General features: G+C 32.1%; 14 protein-coding genes, 2 pseudogenes, 1 riboswitch and 1 other annotated feature. Of the genes and pseudogenes, 13 read left to right on the top strand and 3 right to left on the bottom strand.

Annotation, left to right across the window (positions count from 1 at the left end; genetic code table 11):
• The first annotated feature begins 452 nt into the window (after nucleotides 1-452).
• A pseudogene (locus DM800_RS28105) lies at nucleotides 453-2491 on the top strand (peptidoglycan D,D-transpeptidase FtsI family protein).
• A 336-nt stretch (nucleotides 2492-2827) separates the two neighbouring features.
• Nucleotides 2828-4006, top strand: coding sequence for a macrolide family glycosyltransferase (locus DM800_RS28100; protein WP_147788114.1), 1179 nt, complete (start codon nucleotides 2828-2830; stop codon nucleotides 4004-4006).
• Between the two features lie 49 nt (nucleotides 4007-4055).
• On the opposite strand, the gene DM800_RS28095 is transcribed toward DM800_RS28100, so the two are convergent.
• Entirely contained in the window at nucleotides 4056-4736 is a 681-nt protein-coding gene (locus tag DM800_RS28095; protein ID WP_087984418.1) for an aspartate/glutamate racemase family protein, read from the bottom strand.
• A gap of 153 nt (nucleotides 4737-4889) precedes the next feature.
• Nucleotides 4890-5005: riboswitch (SAM riboswitch) on the top strand.
• Between the two features lie 138 nt (nucleotides 5006-5143).
• Between DM800_RS28095 and DM800_RS28090 the strand changes: the two genes are divergently transcribed.
• The 4 genes from DM800_RS28090 (at nucleotide 5144) to DM800_RS28075 (ending at nucleotide 8449) form a co-directional block, all read left to right on the top strand.
• Nucleotides 5144-5692, top strand: a complete 549-nt coding sequence (locus DM800_RS28090) for an ECF-type riboflavin transporter substrate-binding protein (RefSeq protein ID WP_001038206.1) — start codon at nucleotides 5144-5146, stop codon at nucleotides 5690-5692.
• 10 nt (nucleotides 5693-5702) lie between these two features.
• On the top strand, nucleotides 5703-7406 hold the full coding sequence (locus tag DM800_RS28085; protein ID WP_147788113.1) for an ABC transporter ATP-binding protein: 1704 nt from the start codon (nucleotides 5703-5705) through the stop codon (nucleotides 7404-7406).
• Nucleotides 7406-8206, top strand: coding sequence for an energy-coupling factor transporter transmembrane component T family protein (locus DM800_RS28080; protein WP_147788112.1), 801 nt, complete (start codon nucleotides 7406-7408; stop codon nucleotides 8204-8206). Before DM800_RS28085 ends, DM800_RS28080 begins: the two co-directional genes overlap by 1 nt.
• 135 nt (nucleotides 8207-8341) lie before the next feature.
• Nucleotides 8342-8449: a YjcZ family sporulation protein gene (locus DM800_RS28075; protein WP_000120182.1), complete on the top strand. Its 108-nt coding sequence runs from the start codon at nucleotides 8342-8344 to the stop codon at nucleotides 8447-8449.
• 92 nt (nucleotides 8450-8541) lie between these two features.
• Here the strand turns inward: DM800_RS28075 and DM800_RS28070 are convergent, their stop codons facing one another.
• The gene (locus DM800_RS28070) at nucleotides 8542-9810 is read right to left on the bottom strand and encodes a sensor histidine kinase (RefSeq protein ID WP_098047620.1); all 1269 of its coding nucleotides are present in this window, start codon (nucleotides 9808-9810) and stop codon (nucleotides 8542-8544) included.
• Nucleotides 9811-9895: 85 nt separating this feature from the next.
• The gene (locus DM800_RS28065; RefSeq protein WP_147788111.1) at nucleotides 9896-10777 is read right to left on the bottom strand and encodes a protein kinase; all 882 of its coding nucleotides are present in this window, start codon (nucleotides 10775-10777) and stop codon (nucleotides 9896-9898) included.
• A 127-nt stretch (nucleotides 10778-10904) separates the two neighbouring features.
• On the opposite strand from DM800_RS28065, the gene DM800_RS28060 reads away from it, so the two are divergent.
• The 7 genes and pseudogenes from DM800_RS28060 (at nucleotide 10905) to DM800_RS28030 (ending at nucleotide 19202) form a co-directional block, all read left to right on the top strand.
• Nucleotides 10905-11417 carry a GrpB family protein gene (locus tag DM800_RS28060; protein ID WP_147788110.1) on the top strand — a complete coding sequence of 171 codons (513 nt, stop codon included), beginning with the start codon at nucleotides 10905-10907 and terminating at the stop codon, nucleotides 11415-11417.
• Between the two features lie 171 nt (nucleotides 11418-11588).
• Complete coding sequence (locus DM800_RS28055) at nucleotides 11589-12578, top strand: zinc-binding dehydrogenase (RefSeq protein WP_147788109.1); 990 nt, start codon at nucleotides 11589-11591, stop codon at nucleotides 12576-12578.
• Between the two features lie 261 nt (nucleotides 12579-12839).
• Entirely contained in the window at nucleotides 12840-13439 is a 600-nt protein-coding gene (locus DM800_RS28050) for an undecaprenyl-diphosphatase (protein WP_098090052.1), read from the top strand.
• Between the two features lie 313 nt (nucleotides 13440-13752).
• On the top strand, nucleotides 13753-15891 hold the full coding sequence (locus DM800_RS28045; protein ID WP_147788108.1) for a penicillin-binding protein: 2139 nt from the start codon (nucleotides 13753-13755) through the stop codon (nucleotides 15889-15891).
• 177 nt (nucleotides 15892-16068) lie between these two features.
• Nucleotides 16069-16327 (top strand) — a binding site (T-box leader).
• Between the two features lie 65 nt (nucleotides 16328-16392).
• Nucleotides 16393-17478: an MFS transporter gene (locus DM800_RS28040; RefSeq protein WP_147788107.1), complete on the top strand. Its 1086-nt coding sequence runs from the start codon at nucleotides 16393-16395 to the stop codon at nucleotides 17476-17478.
• Between the two features lie 104 nt (nucleotides 17479-17582).
• Nucleotides 17583-18604: pseudogene (locus tag DM800_RS28035) on the top strand (serine hydrolase domain-containing protein).
• 4 nt (nucleotides 18605-18608) lie between these two features.
• On the top strand, nucleotides 18609-19202 hold the full coding sequence (locus DM800_RS28030; protein ID WP_147788106.1) for a GNAT family N-acetyltransferase: 594 nt from the start codon (nucleotides 18609-18611) through the stop codon (nucleotides 19200-19202).
• Nucleotides 19203-19358: the final 156 nt, after the last annotated feature.

Raw genomic sequence — 19358 nt, 5'->3', positions numbered from 1 at the left:
AGTCATCAAGGGAATATAAGTATTATGAGTGAAGTTGGAGTCGGGACAACAGTAACGATTTACTTGCCGAAAGCTCAGAGCGAAAAATCTCTATCAAATTATGATGATAGATTCAAATCAATACGTCCAATTATTAACTCTTAAATTACTAAATCCCCAATAACCGAAAGCTTAACTTTTGGTTATTGGGGATTTTTATATTTAATTTAGTAAACTTAACCTTTTCTTAACCTTTGTTTTAATTTCTATTAAGTTTTTATCAGTATATTAATATTTGTGCAAAGTACTGTATAGAAAATGTGCATTACTTTTAATATATAGATTCAATTATTAGTAGGAATTCGGTAAGGAGGAGATTATGACAAGGTGAAAAAGCTGAGAAAAAAAGTGGTAGAGCAATACCGACGCGGTTAAATATTTTATTTCTTTGTGTATTTTTATTATTTTCTGCAATGATTATACAGTTAGGTAAAGTGCAAATTTTCGATGGAGAGACTTATAAAAATGAAGTAGAAAAGAGAGAAAATGCAACTGTGAGCCTATCTGTCCCACGCGGAAAAATATTTGATAGAGAAGGCAATCCAGTAGTTGATAATAAATCTTTACGTACAATTACATATACAAAGATGAAAGGTGTAAAATCAGAAGATATATTAAAAACTGCAAGACAACTTGCAGACATAATTGAAATGCCGCAAGAAGATATAGCTAAGTTAACTGAGACAGATAAGAAAGATTTTTGGATGCAATTAAATCCGAAACTGGCTGAGAATCTAGTATCGAAAAAAGAAATAGATACATTTAGAGAACAGGATATTAGCGGCAAGAAGCTAGATAAAAAAATAGAAGAGTTAAAAAGAAAACGGGTTACAGATAAAAATCTTCAGGAATTAACAGAGAAAGATATAAAAGTGTTAGCTATTAAAAGTAAGATGACTTCTGGTTATCAAATGGCTCCTCAGATTATTAAAAAAGATGTTAGTGAAAAGGAATTTACTATAATTAGTGAAGGTTTAGCGAATCTCCCAGGTGTAGACGTATCGGTTGATTGGGAGAGAGTGTATGTAAATGATGGATTATTCCGATCTGTTCTTGGAAATGTTTCTAATTCCGATGAAGGATTACCAAGTGAACGATTAGATTACTACTTGGTACGTGATTATAGCCGAAATGATAGGGTTGGAAAAAGTTATATCGAGCAGCAATACGAAGATGTACTTCATGGTACAAAAAAAGAAGTAAGAAGCGTTGCAGATAAACAAGGTAATACAATTAGAACGGAAATCGTTTCTGAGGGAAAGAGCGGTAAGAATTTAACTTTAACAATAGATATGGAATTACAGAAGAAAGTAGAAGAAAGTATTGAAAAAATATTAAAGACATATAAAGGGTCAGAATCCATGTTGGACCGTGCTTTCGTTGTGATGATGAATCCGAAAAACGGACAAGTATTATCCATGGCCGGGAAAAGACTTGTAGAAAAAGACGGAAAAACAGAAGTTGAAGACTATGCATTAGGCACAATGACTAGTTCTTATGAGCTTGGATCAACAGTTAAAGGTGCGACAGTTTTAACTGGATTTGAAACGAAAGCTATAACACCAGGTACTTATTTTTATGATGCACCTATGAAGTTTAAAGGAACAAAGGAAAAAAAGTCTTGGAAAGAGTTTGGAAATATTGATGATTTAAGAGCGTTACAAGTCTCTTCAAACGTTTATATGTTTCATACAGCATTAAAAATTGCAGGTGTAGATTATGTGAAAAATAATTCATTAAATATTAAACAGGAGTACTTTGATAAAATGAGGTATTATTTCAGGCAATTTGGATTAGGTGTTCCAACGGGTATTGATTTACCAAATGAAACAGCTGGACAAATTGGTAAAAAAGATAATCAACCTGGTTTCTTACTAGACTACTCAATTGGCCAGTATGACACCTATACGCCACTTCAACTTGTACAGTATATTTCAACAATCGCAAACGGTGGATATCGAATGAAGCCACAAATTGTTCAAGAGGTAAGAGAGTAAACGTCGCAAAAAGATGAGATTGGTAAAGTGGTACATGCAGTAGAACCAATCGTTTTAAATAAGATAGATATGAAAGAGGAATATATAAATCAATTAAAAGAAGGATTTAGAAAGGTATTCCAAGAAGGTGATGGAACAGGAGTAAGGGCGTTCCAAAAGCATCTTATAAGCCAGCAGGTAAAACAGGGACAGCACAGACAGTATACGGTGGAGAAAGTGATATTGGAAGAAATGAAAAAGGTGAGCGAAGAGAATGTTATAATTTAACGTTAGCAGGATATGCGCCGTATGATAATCCTGAAGTAGCATTCTCTGTAGTTGTGCCGTGGGTTATTAATGATAAATCTGGTATTAACTCTGATATTGGAAAAGAAGTTTTAGATGCTTATTTTGAACTGAAAAATAAGAGATTGACTGGAGAAACTATAAAAATAGATAGCTCTCAAGAAGGTTAAAACATATGAAATAGTACAGAAACTAGAGTCGACTTATTTAGAAATAGGTTCAAAATGGGTGATAGGGAGGTAAAATCATTCTATCAATTATTCACATTTTATAAAATAAATCATATATTGATAGCATAGGACAAGCTGAAAAGCTTATTCTAACCTCACAGAACACTCCTTATCACGGTTTGGCATCTACTTATGTAGATGCCTTTTTTAATTTAATCACTAACAATTATTTATCAACCTAAAGTAGCAAGCATATTAGGACTATTAGGTGAAGATTGACGGTAATAATTACAGTATGCTTAATAAGCGAATTGAAATGTAAGGAGTGAGAAATAAGTGCTAAATATTTTAGTGGTTAATTTTCCAGCAGAGGGACATGTAAATCCTACATTAAGTTTAGTCAAAGCCTATACTGAACGAGGTGATCACGTACATTATATTACGACAGAACAATTTAAAGATAGAATTGAAGATTTGGGAGCTACTGTATATACACATCCAGATTTATTAAAGGAGATTTCTATTGATTCTGAAACTCCAGATGGGCTGAATTCTTTCTTTCGTGTACATGTTCAAACTTCTTTATATATATTAGAAATTACGAAACAATTATGTGAAAACATACATTTTGATTTCGTAATTTATGATATATTTGGCGCTGGAGAGTTAGTAAAGGAGTATTTACAAATTCCAGGCATAGTTTCTTCTCCTATATTTTTAATTCCTCCAAATTTTTTGGAAACATTACCTTTTCATCCAAATGCAGAAATACCATTCCAACCTGATAAAGTTTCTGAACAGTTACTATATCAAATGGAACATGAATTTGGAGTAACACCTAAAAATAATCTTCAATTTATGCATAATAAGGGGGATATTTCTCTTGTTTACACAAGTCGTTATTTTCAACCTAATAGCGATGCGTTCGGAAGAAATAACATTTTTATTGGACCGAGTATTTCAAAGCGTAAAACAAATGTACAGTTTCCATTTGAATTACTTAAAGATAAGAAAGTTATTTATATTTCAATGGGGACACTGCTTGAAGGACTCGAACCATTCTTTAATACTTGCATTGATACTTTCTCGGATTTTGATGGAATAGTTGTAATGGCAATTGGTGATAGAAATGATCGTTCAAAAATTAAGAAAGCGCCAGACAATTTTATAATTGCTTCATACGTACCCCAATCAGAAATATTAAGTGAAGCAGATGTTTTTATTACACATGGTGGTATGAATAGCGTACACGATGCCATTTATTTTAATGTCCCATTTGTTATAATTCCACACGATAAAGACCAGCCAATGATAGCGCAAAGATTAACTGAACTTGAAGCAGCACATCGGTTATTGAAAGAGAATGTTAATGTGCAAACTTTAAATGAAGCGGTAACAGACGTTCTTTCAAATGAAAAGTATAAACATGGTATACGAAAACTGAATGATAGTTTTTTAGAATGTGGTGGTACTAAAGAAGCAATTGCAGTGATTACATCTCTTTTAAATAAATAGTTTAGACAAGATAAAAGCATAGAGGCACTACTTTTATGCTTTTATCTTATTATACTGCAAACTGCACAGCAGTATTTGCATGTAAAAAAGCGGTATCAAAAACAGGTACAGTAAGGTCGTTTTGGGAAATGAGCAATGGTATTTCAGTGCAGCCTAGCAATATACCTTCTGCGCCATTTTGAATTAATGAGTTTGTAATTTGTAATAGCTTTTCTTTTGATGTTTCTGAAATAATTCCTTTACTTAATTCATTTAAAATAACATGATGAATAAAATTTCTTTCCTCTTTATTTGGAATAATTGTCTCAATGTTATAGTTCGCTAGACGTGATTTATAGAAGTCTTGTTCCATCGTTTGTTTCGTACCTAATAGTCCGATCCGTTTTATATTCTGCTCTACCATTTTTTTAGCACTTACATCACCAATGTGAAGAAGTGGAATAGATATTGCCTGTTCTACTTCTTCAGCAAATAAATGGACCGTATTGGAACACATTAATAAACAATCAGCTCCGGATTTTTCAACCTTTTTTGCAACTGTGACTAATTCGTTTTTCACTTCTTCATATTGATGATTTTGTAATAAAGTAGTTACTTCACCAAAGTCCATGCTATATAAAACAAGCTTCGCATTTTGATCGTATTGAGAGAGTGTAAGTGTATTAATATGTTTATAGTATAACGATGTAGATTCCCAACTTAGTCCACCAATTAAACCGATTACTTTCATCGTACATTCCTCCCGTAACTATTTTGAATTCATTATTTCATAATCCCTATAAGAATACAATGATTTAAATGTACAGTTAAACGAAAAATAAAAATAATTAGAAAAGTGTTGAAATTTACACTTATTAGTGCCATAATACGAATTACAAATTAATACTTATCCAGAGAGGTGGAGGGAACGGCCCTATGAAACCTCAGCAACCCCTATATAAATTTATAGGAAGGTGCTAATTCCGCAGAGGACACGATGTGTTTTTTGGAAGATAAGAGGATTCTTGAACGTGAAGAAAATGACCTCTTATGTAAGGGGTCATTTTTTGTTGCATAGAAAGGGAGTGTCGATGCATAATTCATTTTCAAAATAAATATAGAGTAATAAAAGTTGACTAATACGGGAGGGGAATTGTAATGAACAAATTATCAACAAAGTTAGTAGTAGCAATCGGAATTGGAGCAGCATTATACGGGATATTAGGACTTTGGGGATTTTCTATTGCACCCAATACATTTATTAAACCTGCATTAGCTATTTTAACCGTTTTTGGAGCGTTATTTGGTCCAGTGGCAGGGCTGTTAATAGGACTTATCGGTCATACCGTAACAGATACAATCGCTGGATGGGGTATTTGGTGGGGTTGGGTTATTAGTTCAGGCATTATCGGCTTTGCAATGGGACTCATTCAAAAAAGAGTTAGCTTTAGTGTGAAAAACGGGACGTATAATAAGCGGGATATTTCTTATTTAGCCATTACTGGGTTAATTGGTATTGTCATTGCTATTATATTTGCTGGGGCATTCGATGTTATTGTCATGGGAGAACCATTTGACAAAATTGTTATACAAGTATTAGGAGCAACAATTGCTGATGTTATTGTATTTTTAGTTCTTGGATTGCCAATTACAATAGGTCTAGCTAAATCTAATAAGAAACATACACATTTAAAAATTGAAAAGTAGGGATGTTAACATGCAACCAATCATTTCTTTTGAACAATTCAGCTTTCAATATGAACATGCTGCGCAGCCTACTGTAAAAGACATTACATTTCATATATACCCTGGAGAAAAAGTACTAATTGCTGGACGAAGTGGTTCAGGGAAGTCAACGTTAGCTCATTGTATAAATGGGCTAATCCCCTTTTCTTATGAAGGGATTAGTACTGGTAATATTTTAATTGCCGGAAAAGACCCGAGGAAAGAGAGTGTTTTTGAACTGAGTAAACAGGTAGGAACAATTTTGCAAGATCAAGATGCTCAATTTATTGGTCTTACAGTAGAAGAGGATGTAGCTTTTTATTTAGAAAATGAATGTGTAAATCAAGATGATATGAAAAAGATTGTTTCGGACTCATTAAAAAAAGTAAAGATGCATGCTTTTCATAAACAAAGTCCACATGAATTATCAGGAGGGCAAAAACAAACTGTTTCTTTAGCAGGTTTGTTAACAACAAATGCTGATATATTATTGTTCGATGAACCGTTAGCAAATTTAGATTCAGCAAGTAGTTTACATACGATAGAACTTATTAAAGGCATACATAAACAATATAATAAAACAATTGTAATTATTGAACATCGAATAGAAGAAATGTTAAACCTGGATTTAGATAAAATTATTTTAATGAATGAAGGGGAAATTGTTGCGATAGGGACACCAGAAGAGATTTTAGCGTCAAATATATTACCATCTATCGGCTTAAGAGAGCCTATGTACGTAGAAGTATTAAAGAAATTGCAGTTTGATGGTAATAATGACGTAATATACTACCCGCTTGAAAATCTTCAAAGGGAAAGTGTTCGTAGCATAATAGATGAGTGGATGGAGAAGCAAGTTTCTTTTAAAGGTACTCCTACAAAAAAAGAATTATTGAAAGTAGAGAATTTATCATTCTCCTATCCTAATAAACAAAAAGTATTGGACAATGTAAATTTCTCCATATATGAAGGTGAAATTGTAGCACTTTTGGGCCATAATGGAGCCGGTAAATCAACATTAGCTCATAGTCTTATAGGCATAAACAAAACAAAAAATGATAGGATTGTATTTGATGAAGTAAATATCAATTCTTGGTCTATTCGTAAACGTGGTGAGGTTTTATGTTATGTGATGCAAAATCCAAATCAGATGATTACACAACCTACTGTTATAGAAGAGGTTTCATTTTCATTAAAATTAAAAAAGTTTTCAAAGGAAGAAATTAAGCTTAGAGCGGAAGAAACATTAAAACTTTGTGGTTTGTATCCATTTCGAAATTGGCCAATTCAGGCATTAAGTTATGGACAAAAGAAGAGAGTAACGATTGCATCTGTACTAATAGCAAATCCGAAACTTATCATATTAGATGAACCGACAGCGGGACAAGATTATTATCATTATAAACAGTTTATGTCGTTTATTAGAAAACTAGCTGTAAAGGGAATATCTTTTATTCTTATCACACATGATATGAATCTCGCTTTAGAATATGCAGACAGAGCGATTGTTCTAGATGAAGGGGAAATTATTGCGAATAATTCCGCGTGCGTTGTATTAGGGGATACAGAAACGTTACAAAGGGCGAACCTAAGGGAAAGTTCTTTATTCAAACTAGTTAAATTTAGTGGAATTTCATATCCTGAAAGGTTTATGGAACATTATTTTGAGGATATTAGGAGGGAGGAAGGTGTATAGTGTATAGTACATATTTTCATCGCATGGATGGAGCAGTGAAATTGTTGTTATTTATTTTTTGCATGACGCTTACTTTTTTATTTTTTGATTTTCGCGTATTGCTATTTGTATTTATGATTGGATGTATCGGACTTCTAGTTGCTAAAATTCCATTTCGTAAAATTTGCATTGTTTTTACTGTTATATTTACATTTAGTTTATTAAATTCTGTCATGATTTTATTTATTACACCAACTCATGGATCTGAATTAACCGAATCATATACTTCGTTTTTACATATCGGATATGCAACAATTACATATGAAACATTATTTTATGCAGCTACACTTTCATTAAAATATTTTACGTTATTACCATTTACACTTATTTATATATACACGACTGATCCAAGCAAATTTGTGAGTAGCTTAAGTAAATTTCGAATTCATTATAAGATTACATATGCAATAAATATTGCATTACGTTATATACCTGATATTCAGTCCGAATATAAAGTTATTAAACATGCACAAGAGGCGAGAGGAGTAGCTTTTGAAAAAGGAGAAGCAAGTTTATGGATTCGTATGAAAAACCGTGTCTTAATTTTTTGGCCTTTAATTATTCATTCACTAGATAGAATCGATACAGTTTCAAATGCAATGGATTTAAGAGGATTTGGAAAGAAGAATACACGAACTTGGTTTTATACAAATAAAGCGAAAAGCGGGGATTTCATTGCTTTATTTGTAGGTATTTTTATTTTAATTGTTGCAGTGTATTTAAAGTTACATGTATTTCAAAACTTTTGGTATCCATTTTAAAGCACTCTCAAATGAGTGCTTTTACTTATTTTTATGTGGACATGCTCAAAAAAGGGATATTTACATAATGTATAATACGAACCAGTTAAAATGATCAACTACCTATTAGTTTTCAAACCAAAAGGAGGAGAAAATATGAGTTACGGTGGTTCTTGTGGTTTTGGTGGAGGTTTCGCGTTATTAGTTGTGTTATTTATTTTATTAATTATCGTTGGATGTAGCTGCTGGGGCGGAGGGTACTAATTTCTAATTAGTCTCCACAAATGTAAACTTAAAAAACATAGAAGATACTTATGTATCGAAACAAATAAAAAAGGAGCAATTATGCTCCTTTTTTATTTGTTTTCAGATGAGTTCATATTACATCTCGGCAATGTAATTGTCAAAGTTGTACCTTTATTAATAACGCTTCGGATTTTCAAACTACCTTGCATCGTTTCAATGATCTTAACAGCAACCATTGTACCTAAACCTGTACCTTTTGTTTTTGTACTAAAATATGGTTCACCAAATCGATTTACTTGCTCTTGTGACATACCAATTCCGCTATCCTCAATTCGAATAATAACTTTATTATTACTAATAGATGAGGAGATATGTAAAGTACCACCATTAGGCATTGCTTCAATCCCATTTTTTATTAAGTTTAAAAAACATTGTTGAAAGTGCTGTTTATTGCCTACAATTGTTGCTGTGGAAAAATCTTTTGTAATATGTATTGTATTCATATTGCATAATGGTAAGATCATATTAATAACTCGGTTCAACTCTTGTTCTACTGAAATATGATCTGATTTTTCTGAAGCAGGTTTGGCAAACGTTAAATAATCATCAATAATTCCTTGTGCACGATGTAACTCTTCAAGTATATGTTCAATATACTCGTCTCTTGATTCTGGAGTTAAATTAGGTGTTTTTAAAAGTTGAGTAAATCCTTTTACGACAGTTAAGGGGTTTCTTACTTCGTGCGATATACTAGCAGCAAGTTGGCTAACAATCTCCATTTTTTCCATTTTAATCATCTTCGATCGCATACATACTGCATCTTTTAAAACTTCATTAAAATAAATGCCAAACAACATCAAAATGGTTGGTAATATTATGAAATAAATAATGTACAAATTATTCACTTCAAAATCTGATAAAGTTAATACAATTACAGTTGTAAATATTGCTAGAAAAAATGTTAAAAACATTCCATAAGCTACTTTAATTTTTCTATTATACTTATTAAATTTTGCGGATGCGAATGCTGTAACGATAAACATTGTTCCATAAACTAGTATTGTTAACATACTAAATCCATAAAATGAAAATCTTGTAATTAATAAAATAGCAAACAAAATGATACCAACAGGGAAGCCACCATAAAGTGTGCCTATTATAACTGGTATTTGTCTTAAATCATGAATACAATTTTCATCCATATAGATTGGATAGCGCATACATAAAATAAGAGGGATACTCGTACAAAGGATAATAAGTAATTTTTTATATTTCTTTAAATAGCGTCCGCTATCATATATAAAATAAAAAATAAATATACTACTTAAAATGTAAAGAAGATTATTTAATACGTTTTGATTAATATAAACAAAGTTCATAATATTTTCCTCGTTATTTTGAATTTCCATTTTATATGTATTATACATGATTATAGTAGAAACTTTATGTTTTTAATAATATAGGTTATATCTTTTCAGCATTTGCCACGTTTATCCACTCTTCATAAAATACTTTAACTGATTCATATCGTTCAGCTCGGCTTTCATTTACAGCACGATACGCTATTTCATATAAATTCCTACTTGCTTTCCATTTTGTAAAGGAACGATCTTTTCCACCTCCTAAAATTTCGAAAGCCATCGCCCCCATATTAAATACATTTGTTCTTGCATCAATCATAGCGTTTAGCTCAAATTCTTCAGGAGACATAAAACGCGAGGAACCCCATAATCTTCCCATTTTATTCACGTATGGTTTTTTAGAATATAAATCAATATCACAAATCTTCGTCTCATTTGTATGGAAATTATATAAAATACTACCGTCATAAAAATCTATTGCTACATAGTTTTTCTTTTCGACATATGTATGGAAAGAAAACATAGAATTTAAGGATTGAATTCGTTCCAAAACAGATAAATGCTTATATTTATAATAAGGAGAGTTTGGATTTTTATATTTCTCAGGAGGCGGGAAACTCCAATGTGAATGAAGACATTCACCATCAAACCAATCGAAAATTAATACATATCCAGAGTGAACTGGAAAGTGTTCAATTAGTTTTATAAGCGAGTCATGCTTTAATTCCTCATATAGGAAAACCGATTTTTTTAACCTTTCAATAGCGTCTTTCACAGTTCCTTCATATGCAAGTGTTTGTGCCCCTGCATATTTAATAAATTTCTTACGCCCATCTTTTTCTACACCAAAAGATAGATTGCCTGAATCTTGCTGGTCAAAAACCGCAAATACGTTTCCTAATTTCAATAGCCAATCAAAATTATGATGTTCTTTTAACTGGAATGTAACTTGATTCAATTGAATTTCAACTGGAATATCTTTCATATTATACCTCGCATTTATTATAATAAAGTTGTATATTTCAGTATTCGACATATTTTGTGAAAATCCTATGTTAATCACATGAAATTTTATAAATATAATAATAAAAGATTATAAGAGGGTGGATAAAATGGAACAACAAATCGTTATTAAGCCATATGAAAAAGAATGGCATAAAGAGTATGTAATAGAAAAAGAGAAATTTATTTCTTTATTCGGAGGAGATTGTATTGCTATTGAACATATAGGAAGTACTTCCATAGAGGGATTAGGAGCGAAACCACTAATAGATATGATGATTGGTGTAACGGATTTGCAAATTACAGAAAATTGGATTGAAGCGCTATTAAAAATTGGGTATGAGTATGTTCCAAAAGAAACACCCAATCGACGTTTTTTTAGAAAGGGAAAATGGAGAGCTGGTACTCATCATTTACATGTTTATATTTATAATAGTGAGGAGTGGAAGAATAACATTTTATTTCGTGATTTTCTTATAGAACATAAATGGGCACAGAAAGAATATAGAGAATTAAAAGAGGAACTTGCAACTACATATCCTTTTGATCGTGTTTCATATACAAAGGAAAAGGCACCGTTTATTCAAAGAATTTTAGAATTGGCCAAAACTCAAAAAAACTAAAATTACAGATTCTTATCTAAAAAATTTTAAAAACCTTTCCTACGTTATTTATAGGGAGGGATTTTTTTCTTTTGTCATAACGATATACATTATTTCTAATTATTGGAGACGGATTATTTTATTTATTTCGATATTTCTAGTACATTGAAAATATTAAGGGGGAATTAAACAATGAAAGCTATTGTACATCAATATAAAAAAGGGGTAGAAGGATTAGAATATAAATTTTTACCTGAAACAAATCCTAATGCCGGTGAAGTAAAAGTAAAGTTAAAAGCTGCAGGATTAAATCATAGGGATTTATTTATTATATACAATAGAAAGGAAATGGAGCTGCCGTTAGTAATAGGGTCAGATGGTTCAGGAATTGTTACAGAAATCGGAGAAGGTGTTTCAAATAATTTATTAAATAGCGAGGTTATTATTAATCCTAGTATTGGATGGGATAATATTGCTGAAGTACCAGATTTACCAGAGGTGTTAGGTGGACCGAAAAATGGAACGTTTGCTGAATATGTTATTGTGTCAGCTGAAAATGTAGTGGCAAAACCGTCATATCTTACTTGGGAAGAGTCTGGGGTTCTATCTTTATCGGCACTAACTGCATATAGAGCACTTTTTACAAAGGGTAGATTAAAGTGTGGAGAACATGTTTTAATTCCGGGGATAGGCGGCGGTGTAGCGACATTTACCATGTTATTTGCGAAAGTAATTGGTGCAAAAGTAAGTGTTACCTCAAGGGTAGAGAGTAAAAGAAAGTTTGCCAAAATATATGGCGCAGACTTTTCTTTTAATAGTTCTGGAAATTGGGAAGAGAGTTTACGCGGAGAGAAAGTAGATTTAATAATTGATAGTATAGGTCCAGCAACATTCTTACAATATTTTGATGTATTAAAACCAAATGGGAGAATTGTTAATTTTGGTGCTAGCTCAGGAGATAAAATTGAATTACCTTTACGAGCATTATTTTATAATCAAATCGATATAATGGGAACATCTATGGGTAGCCGTGAGGAATTTAATGAAATGGTTAAGTTTATTGAGAAACATAAAATTAAACCAATTATTGATAAAGTATATTCGTTAGAAGAAGCCATTCAAGCGTTAAGTCGTATGAAACAAGGAGAACAGTTCGGTAATATCGCTCTACGTATGGAATAAAAATATGATTTAATAACCTATGTTTTTATATGGATATGTTATGTAATATATACACTTATAGTTTGTGAATCATTTGACTTAAAAGGTTTTTCAACCCTATATATCTTTAATTCATGTAAATAGTTACATAATTGTCAAATGAAAAATAGTAAAATGAATAAAGTGAAAATCTAAATATGTGTAAAAGTTGTATACTGTGTAAATCAAGTCAACTTGTATCTTTATTTCAAGTAATATAAGAAATTATAAGGAGAGAGTAACGTGAATTACACAGTATTTCAATGGATAAACAATTTAGCAGGTACATCTGCGCTCTTAGATAAGGTAATGATTGCTATTACAAATAGCGCTGCATATGTGGCTATTCTATTCATGTTTATCTTATGGTTTCATAACGGAAAGAAAGAGAATGCGATAAGGAAACAATATACAGTGTTGTATACGACACTTTCAGTAATAATTGCATTACTAGTAAATGTTTTTATTCATGTAGTATATTATCATCCACGTCCTTTTGTATCATATGATGTGAATCAATTAGTACCTCATGCAGAGAACTCATCATTTGTTAGTGATCATTCTGTACTTGTATTATCGATTGCATTCATTTTTATGCTTAGAGGAGAAAAGTTGAGATATATTGCACTTTTATGGGCGGTTTTAGTTTGTATATCTCGTTTGTATGTAGGTGTTCATTTTCCTTTAGATGTAATGGGTGCAGCTGTAATAACGATTATAACAAGCAGTTTATTATTGCAGAAAAAACGTATATTTGAACCAATCGCAAAACTTGTTTTCAAAATGTATGCACTCGTAGCGAAACGAATTCCTTTTCTAAAGAAATATAACCATGTAGCTTAAATTTCATAACTAGCCTTTTATATATTGCCCCTCCCTCCTTTGGAAATTGAAAGGAGGGTTTTTGTATACAAGTGAATAGATTACTTGCAAAAAGAATTTGAGTGTTATGTAGCAAAATTGAAAGAATGAATATTCGAAAATTTCACGTACTGTATTTTGAGTATATAAATAAACTATCAATAACAATAACTAGTTTCACATTGTTTTAAAGGAATTAAAAGGAAAAGTTCGAAACATATAGTATTGAAAGCAAAAATTACATAATTTGTAGCACACCTCTGCAGTAGTTAATTGTGAAAGAAAGGGGATAAATATGCATAAACTTCAAACGAATAAAGGCGCGCGGTATTTTATGGTTGCTTTTATTGTTTTGTTTCTTATTATGCTTTTGCGTTTTTTCTATATTCAAGCAGTAGGGGTCGTCCATAATGTAGATGTAAAGGACCTTGCAACTGAACAACATAATAAAAAGGGTGTTTTGGAAGCAAATCGTGGCACGATTTATGATCAAGCTGGAAAAGTGTTAGTCCAAGATTCCACAACATATCGTGTTGTTGTGAATTTAAAAGGAACAAATAAAGTGAAAAATAAAGATGAAACCGCAAGGCAATTAGCTGCTGCGCTTGAAATTGATAAAGAGGATGTATTAAAAAATTTTCATGATGGACGTACGCAAGTTGAAATCGGAAAAGTTGGTCGGAATTTATCTAGAGAATTGAAAGAACAAATCGGGAAAATGAAAATTCCGGGTGTTTCTTTTATGCCAGAGAAAGCAAGAGTGTATCCAAATGAAGATTTTGCATCTTATATTCTTGGTTTTGCTAGACCTGACGATAAAGGAAATACAGAAGGGAAATTCGGACTTGAAAAGAGTCTGGATAAATATTTGCGCTCGACAAATGGGAAAATAGAATATGTGGGAGCACGAAAAGGCATCCCCCTTACAAATGATATAGGAAAAATAGAACCCGCTAAAAATGGAAATAACGTGTACCTTACGCTTGATAAACAAATTAATAGTTTTTTAGAAGAAGCGATGAATAAGGCACAAGATCACTATGATCCTTCTATGTTAGTAGGAATCATAGCGGATCCAAAGACAGGGAAAGTTTTAGCGATGTCTAGTAAACCAAGTTTTAATCCTAGTAAAGGCGATATTGAATACTTTTTAAATGACCCAATCGCAAATGCATTTGAACCAGGTTCAACAATGAAAGTATTTACGTTAGCTGCTGCAATAAATGAAGGGGTATATAACGGGAAAGAATATTTCCAATCTGGAAAATATTCAGTTGGTTCATCTGATATAAAAGATCATAACGGTGGGTTTGGGTGGGGATCTATTACATTTGATGAAGGGTTTGAAAGATCATCCAACGTAGCTTTTTCTATTTTAGAAGATCAGTTATTGAAACCGGATAAATTTAAGCAATATATGAATAAATTTGGATTCAACCAAAAAACCGGAATAGATTTACCTGGCGAAAGTAAAAACACATTATTATTAAATACACAAATTCAACAAGTCACAACTTCTTTCGGACAAGGTTCTACAGTAACTCCCATTCAATTAATCCAAGCAGCTACTGCTATAGCAAATGACGGAAAAATGATGCAACCATATATCGTTGACAAAGTTGTAAATCCGACAAACAAACAAGTTATTATGGAAAATCAACCGAAAGAAATTGGGAATCCGATAAAAAAAGAGACAGCGGACGAGGTAAGGAACTTAATGGAGCGTGTTATTACGTCTTCAAAAGGTACTGGTACAATGTATAAAGTAGATGGTTATCCAATAGGAGGTAAGACCGGAACAGCACAAATTCCGAATCCTGAAAATGGACGATATATGGAAGGGAAAGAAAATTATATTTTTTCATTTTTAGGTATGGCTCCGATTGATGACCCAGAGTTAATTGTATACTTAGCTATTAAACAACCAAAGTTAAAGGGAGACGAGTATGGAGCTCAGCCGCTTGCTGAAATATTTAAACCAGTTGTGAAAAATAGCCTTGAATATTTAAAGGTGAAACCATATACAGAAAAACAAATGGCAGATGCAACGAAACGATCCCAATTAAAAGTACAAAACTATGTCAATCAATCAATGGATACAATAGAGAATAGTGTGAAAAAAGAGAAGCTCCAACCGATAATTTTAGGCGAAGGAAAAATAATAAAACAATATCCGCAATCTGGTGAAGTAATGAGTGAAGGGGATCGTATATTTTTATTAGGGAAGGACGCAATAATGCCAAATTTACAAGGTTGGTCAATGCGTGATGTTATGTATTTCTCTAAATTATTAAAATTAGATTTAAAAACTACAGGTACGGGCTATGTAACGAGTCAGAGCATTGAAAAGGGACAAGATATACAAGAAGGCGATGCATTAATCCTAGAATTGGAACCACCGTTACAACCGTTAGCAGAGGCGAATACAAATTAATTCGGACAAAGTGAAGGGTCTATATACAATAGGCTCTTTATTTTATAGATTTAAGTAATTTCACGCACCGTAATTTTTTGAAAAAATAATAAATAAGAGAATCAACAGAAACACGCCATTAAATATCTGATTATTTTTTATTTACAGTTAAATATTTCTGTGATAATATGAAAAAAATCAAATGCAGTGAAGAGAAGAGTAAATAAAATGAATTTTTCACAGAGAGCTCCATTTAGCTGAAAAGGAGTAAAAATTCTTTATTGAACCAAGCCTCTGAGCAGCACATCGGAACCTTTTATTAGGGGATAGTGTGACGGGAGCTCCCGTTATAGAGCTATGGTATAAGCATGAATTAGAATGCAGTACCTGATAAGGTTAATATGGCGACATATTAACAAACTAGGGTGGCACCGCGATGATAAATCTCGTCCCTAAGACTAAAAGTCTTGGGGGTGGGATTTTTTTATTGTTTCAAAACAATTTGAAAAGCGGGGGCCTAAAATGAAAAACTTACTTAAAGATTGGAAATATCCATTATTACTACTGTCTGGAGTTGGTATTGCGAATTTAGGGGCATGGATTTACTTAATAGCACTGAATGTACTTGTCTATAATATGGGAGGCTCAGCCTTAGCTGTTGCTACTTTATATGTAATTAAACCATTAGCCGCTTTATTTACAAACGCATGGTCAGGAAGTATGATTGATCGTTTAAATAAACGGAAGTTAATGATTCACCTCGATATATATCGTGCGGTATTTATCGCTATTTTACCTTTACTTCCATCACTTTGGATTGTTTATGTATTCGTATTCTTTATCAGTATGACCAGTGCAATTTATGAGCCAACTGCTATGACATATATGACGAAATTAATACCAGTAGAGAAAAGACAACGTTTCAACTCATTACGTAGTTTAATAGGATCTGGTGCATCATTAATTGGTCCAGCGATAGCGGGAGTATTGTTAATAGCAAGTACACCGGAGTTTGCTATATATATAAACGCTATAGCATTTCTCTTATCAGGAGTAATTACATTGCTGTTACCTAATCTTGATAAAAAATCCGATATTACTACGTCAAATGATAGGTTATCTTTAGCTCTACTAAAAAAAGATTGGAACATCGTTTTAAATTTCAGTAAAAAATCTTTATATATCGTTTTTGTGTATTTCTTATTTCAAGGGATGATGGTTTTAGTTGCCGCAACTGATTCACTTGAATTGTCATTTGCGAAAAAAATTTTATTGTTAACAGATAGTGAATATGGCTTTTTAGTTAGTCTTGCTGGAGCCGGGTTTATTTTAGGAGCTATAACAAATACAGGATTTTATACCTTTTATCAAAATAATGTCCCTGTCCATATCATGGGACGGATTGGGAGTATGTATGGGCTTGTTATTGCGTTCATGACCATTTCGATTACGATTCTATTCGGAGTTGTAACCCAATTTATTTCTATACAACTTGTAGTTATTATAGGATCATCAATCATGTTCCTTATAACTATCATATTGTGTGTGTTTATTTTATTGCCATCACAGTCTAAAGTGCATTCCTCTGAGTCAATCAATTCAAAATAGTAATCTTGGTTTTGATTTACGGTATTCAATAGGAGGGTTTACCCTCCTATATATGGAAATATAAGAAGGGTGAACAATATTGATAAACGAGGGTGGTTTTTGTAATGAAAACAAAAGATCAAATAGACAGCATTGTAAAAGAAATGCATCAGCATATAGATTTCTCTGGGGTAATTTTAGTAAAAGAAGAAAAAGGCTTAGTCTATGAAGAGGCGTTTGGTTACGCAAATCGCAATGAATGTATAAATAATACGCTACAAACAAGGTTCGGAATTGCCTCCGGTTGTAAAATATTCACTGCTATCGGTATCTGTCAACTTGTTGAGAAGGGGATAATTACTTTTCAAACAAAGTTAAAAGATTGTTTACGTATAAACTTTCCAAACTTCAATGAAGATATTACAATACATCACCTTTTGACGCATAGTTCGGGTATTCCAGATTATTTTGATGAAAGTATTATGGATAACTTCGAAGATCTTTGGGAACAAACTCCTATGTATCTATTAAAAAATTTAAAAGACTTCTTACCATTATTCCAAAACAGAAATATGATGTTTGCACCTGGAAGTAAGTTTCATTACAACAATGCAGGTTTTATCATACGTGGATTAATAATCGAAGAACAGACAGGATTTGAATTTACGGAATATATAGAAAAAATATATTCAATCCAATTGGTATGAATGATTCTGGCTATTTTTCTTTAGATAGTTTACCAAGACACACAGCTTTAGGATATATAAAAGACGAAATTAACCAAAATTGGAGAACAAACGCCTACTCTATACCAATAAAAGGTGGTTCTGATGGTGGTGCTTTTATTACTGCGCCAGACATGCTGAAATTCTGGGAAGCGTTATTTAACTATGAAATCATAAGCCGAGAATATACAAACATGCTTTTAACTCCTCATATTCAAGTAAATAATAATCAGTCTTACGGCTATGGAATATGGATTGAAACAAGAGAAAACAAGATATTCAAATATCATGTAATGGGATATGATCCAGGAGTCAGTTTTCGCTCAGCCGTATATCCAGGCTTAGGAATTACATTAGTTATTCCATCAAATAAAGGAGCAGGATCCGAAAAATTAATGACAGAAATAGAAGGAGCTTTTTAATTATATGGATATAGAAATTAGAGCGTATAGAAAAGAGGATGAAACTGGTTGGGTACGTTGTCGTGTGTTATCTTTTTTAGATACAGCATATTACGATAATGTATTTAGAGAGAAAGAAAAATATGAAAATCCTGCTATTGAATTAGTAGCAGTATATGAAAATCAAATTGTGGGTTTAATAGATATCGAATATGAATTAGAAGAACGTGCAGTTTGTTCAAGAGGAACTGGTCTTGGCGGCATGATTTGGCATATTGCAGTTCATCCGGATTTTCGTAGAATGAAGATTGCTAATCAACTATTAAATGAGGCAGAGAAGTTAGCGAAAGAACTTAACTTAAATCGATTAGAAGCATGGACTAGGAACAACCTATGGGTACATGGATGGTATGAAAAGAACGAATTTGTAATCGTAGATTCATATTTACACGTATATTCCGATCATACAGACGAGATAAAAGGTGTAATGAAAAGTAATATAGATCAGTTATATCCAGTTCAAACATTTGCTCATTTTACAGGTGAAAATAAAGAAGAGATAAGAAAACAATTTAAACGAGTTCACGATTGTTTTTGTTTTGAAAAGTATTTTAACTAGAAAGCATTTATTTTTTAAATAAATGTTTTCTAGAATGAAATATAATTCTATACAAGTGAATTTAATAACATTATATTTATATATAAATATTTATAAAATATTACTATGAAGGGATGTGTTAACAGTTTGTATATGATCAATGGTAGTGTGTTTATC

Source organism: Bacillus sp. AY18-3 (assembly GCF_008042305.1).
Taxonomy (GTDB): Bacteria; Bacillota; Bacilli; order Bacillales; family Bacillaceae_G; genus Bacillus_A; species Bacillus_A wiedmannii.
This window is presented reverse-complemented; position numbering and strand designations above follow the sequence as displayed.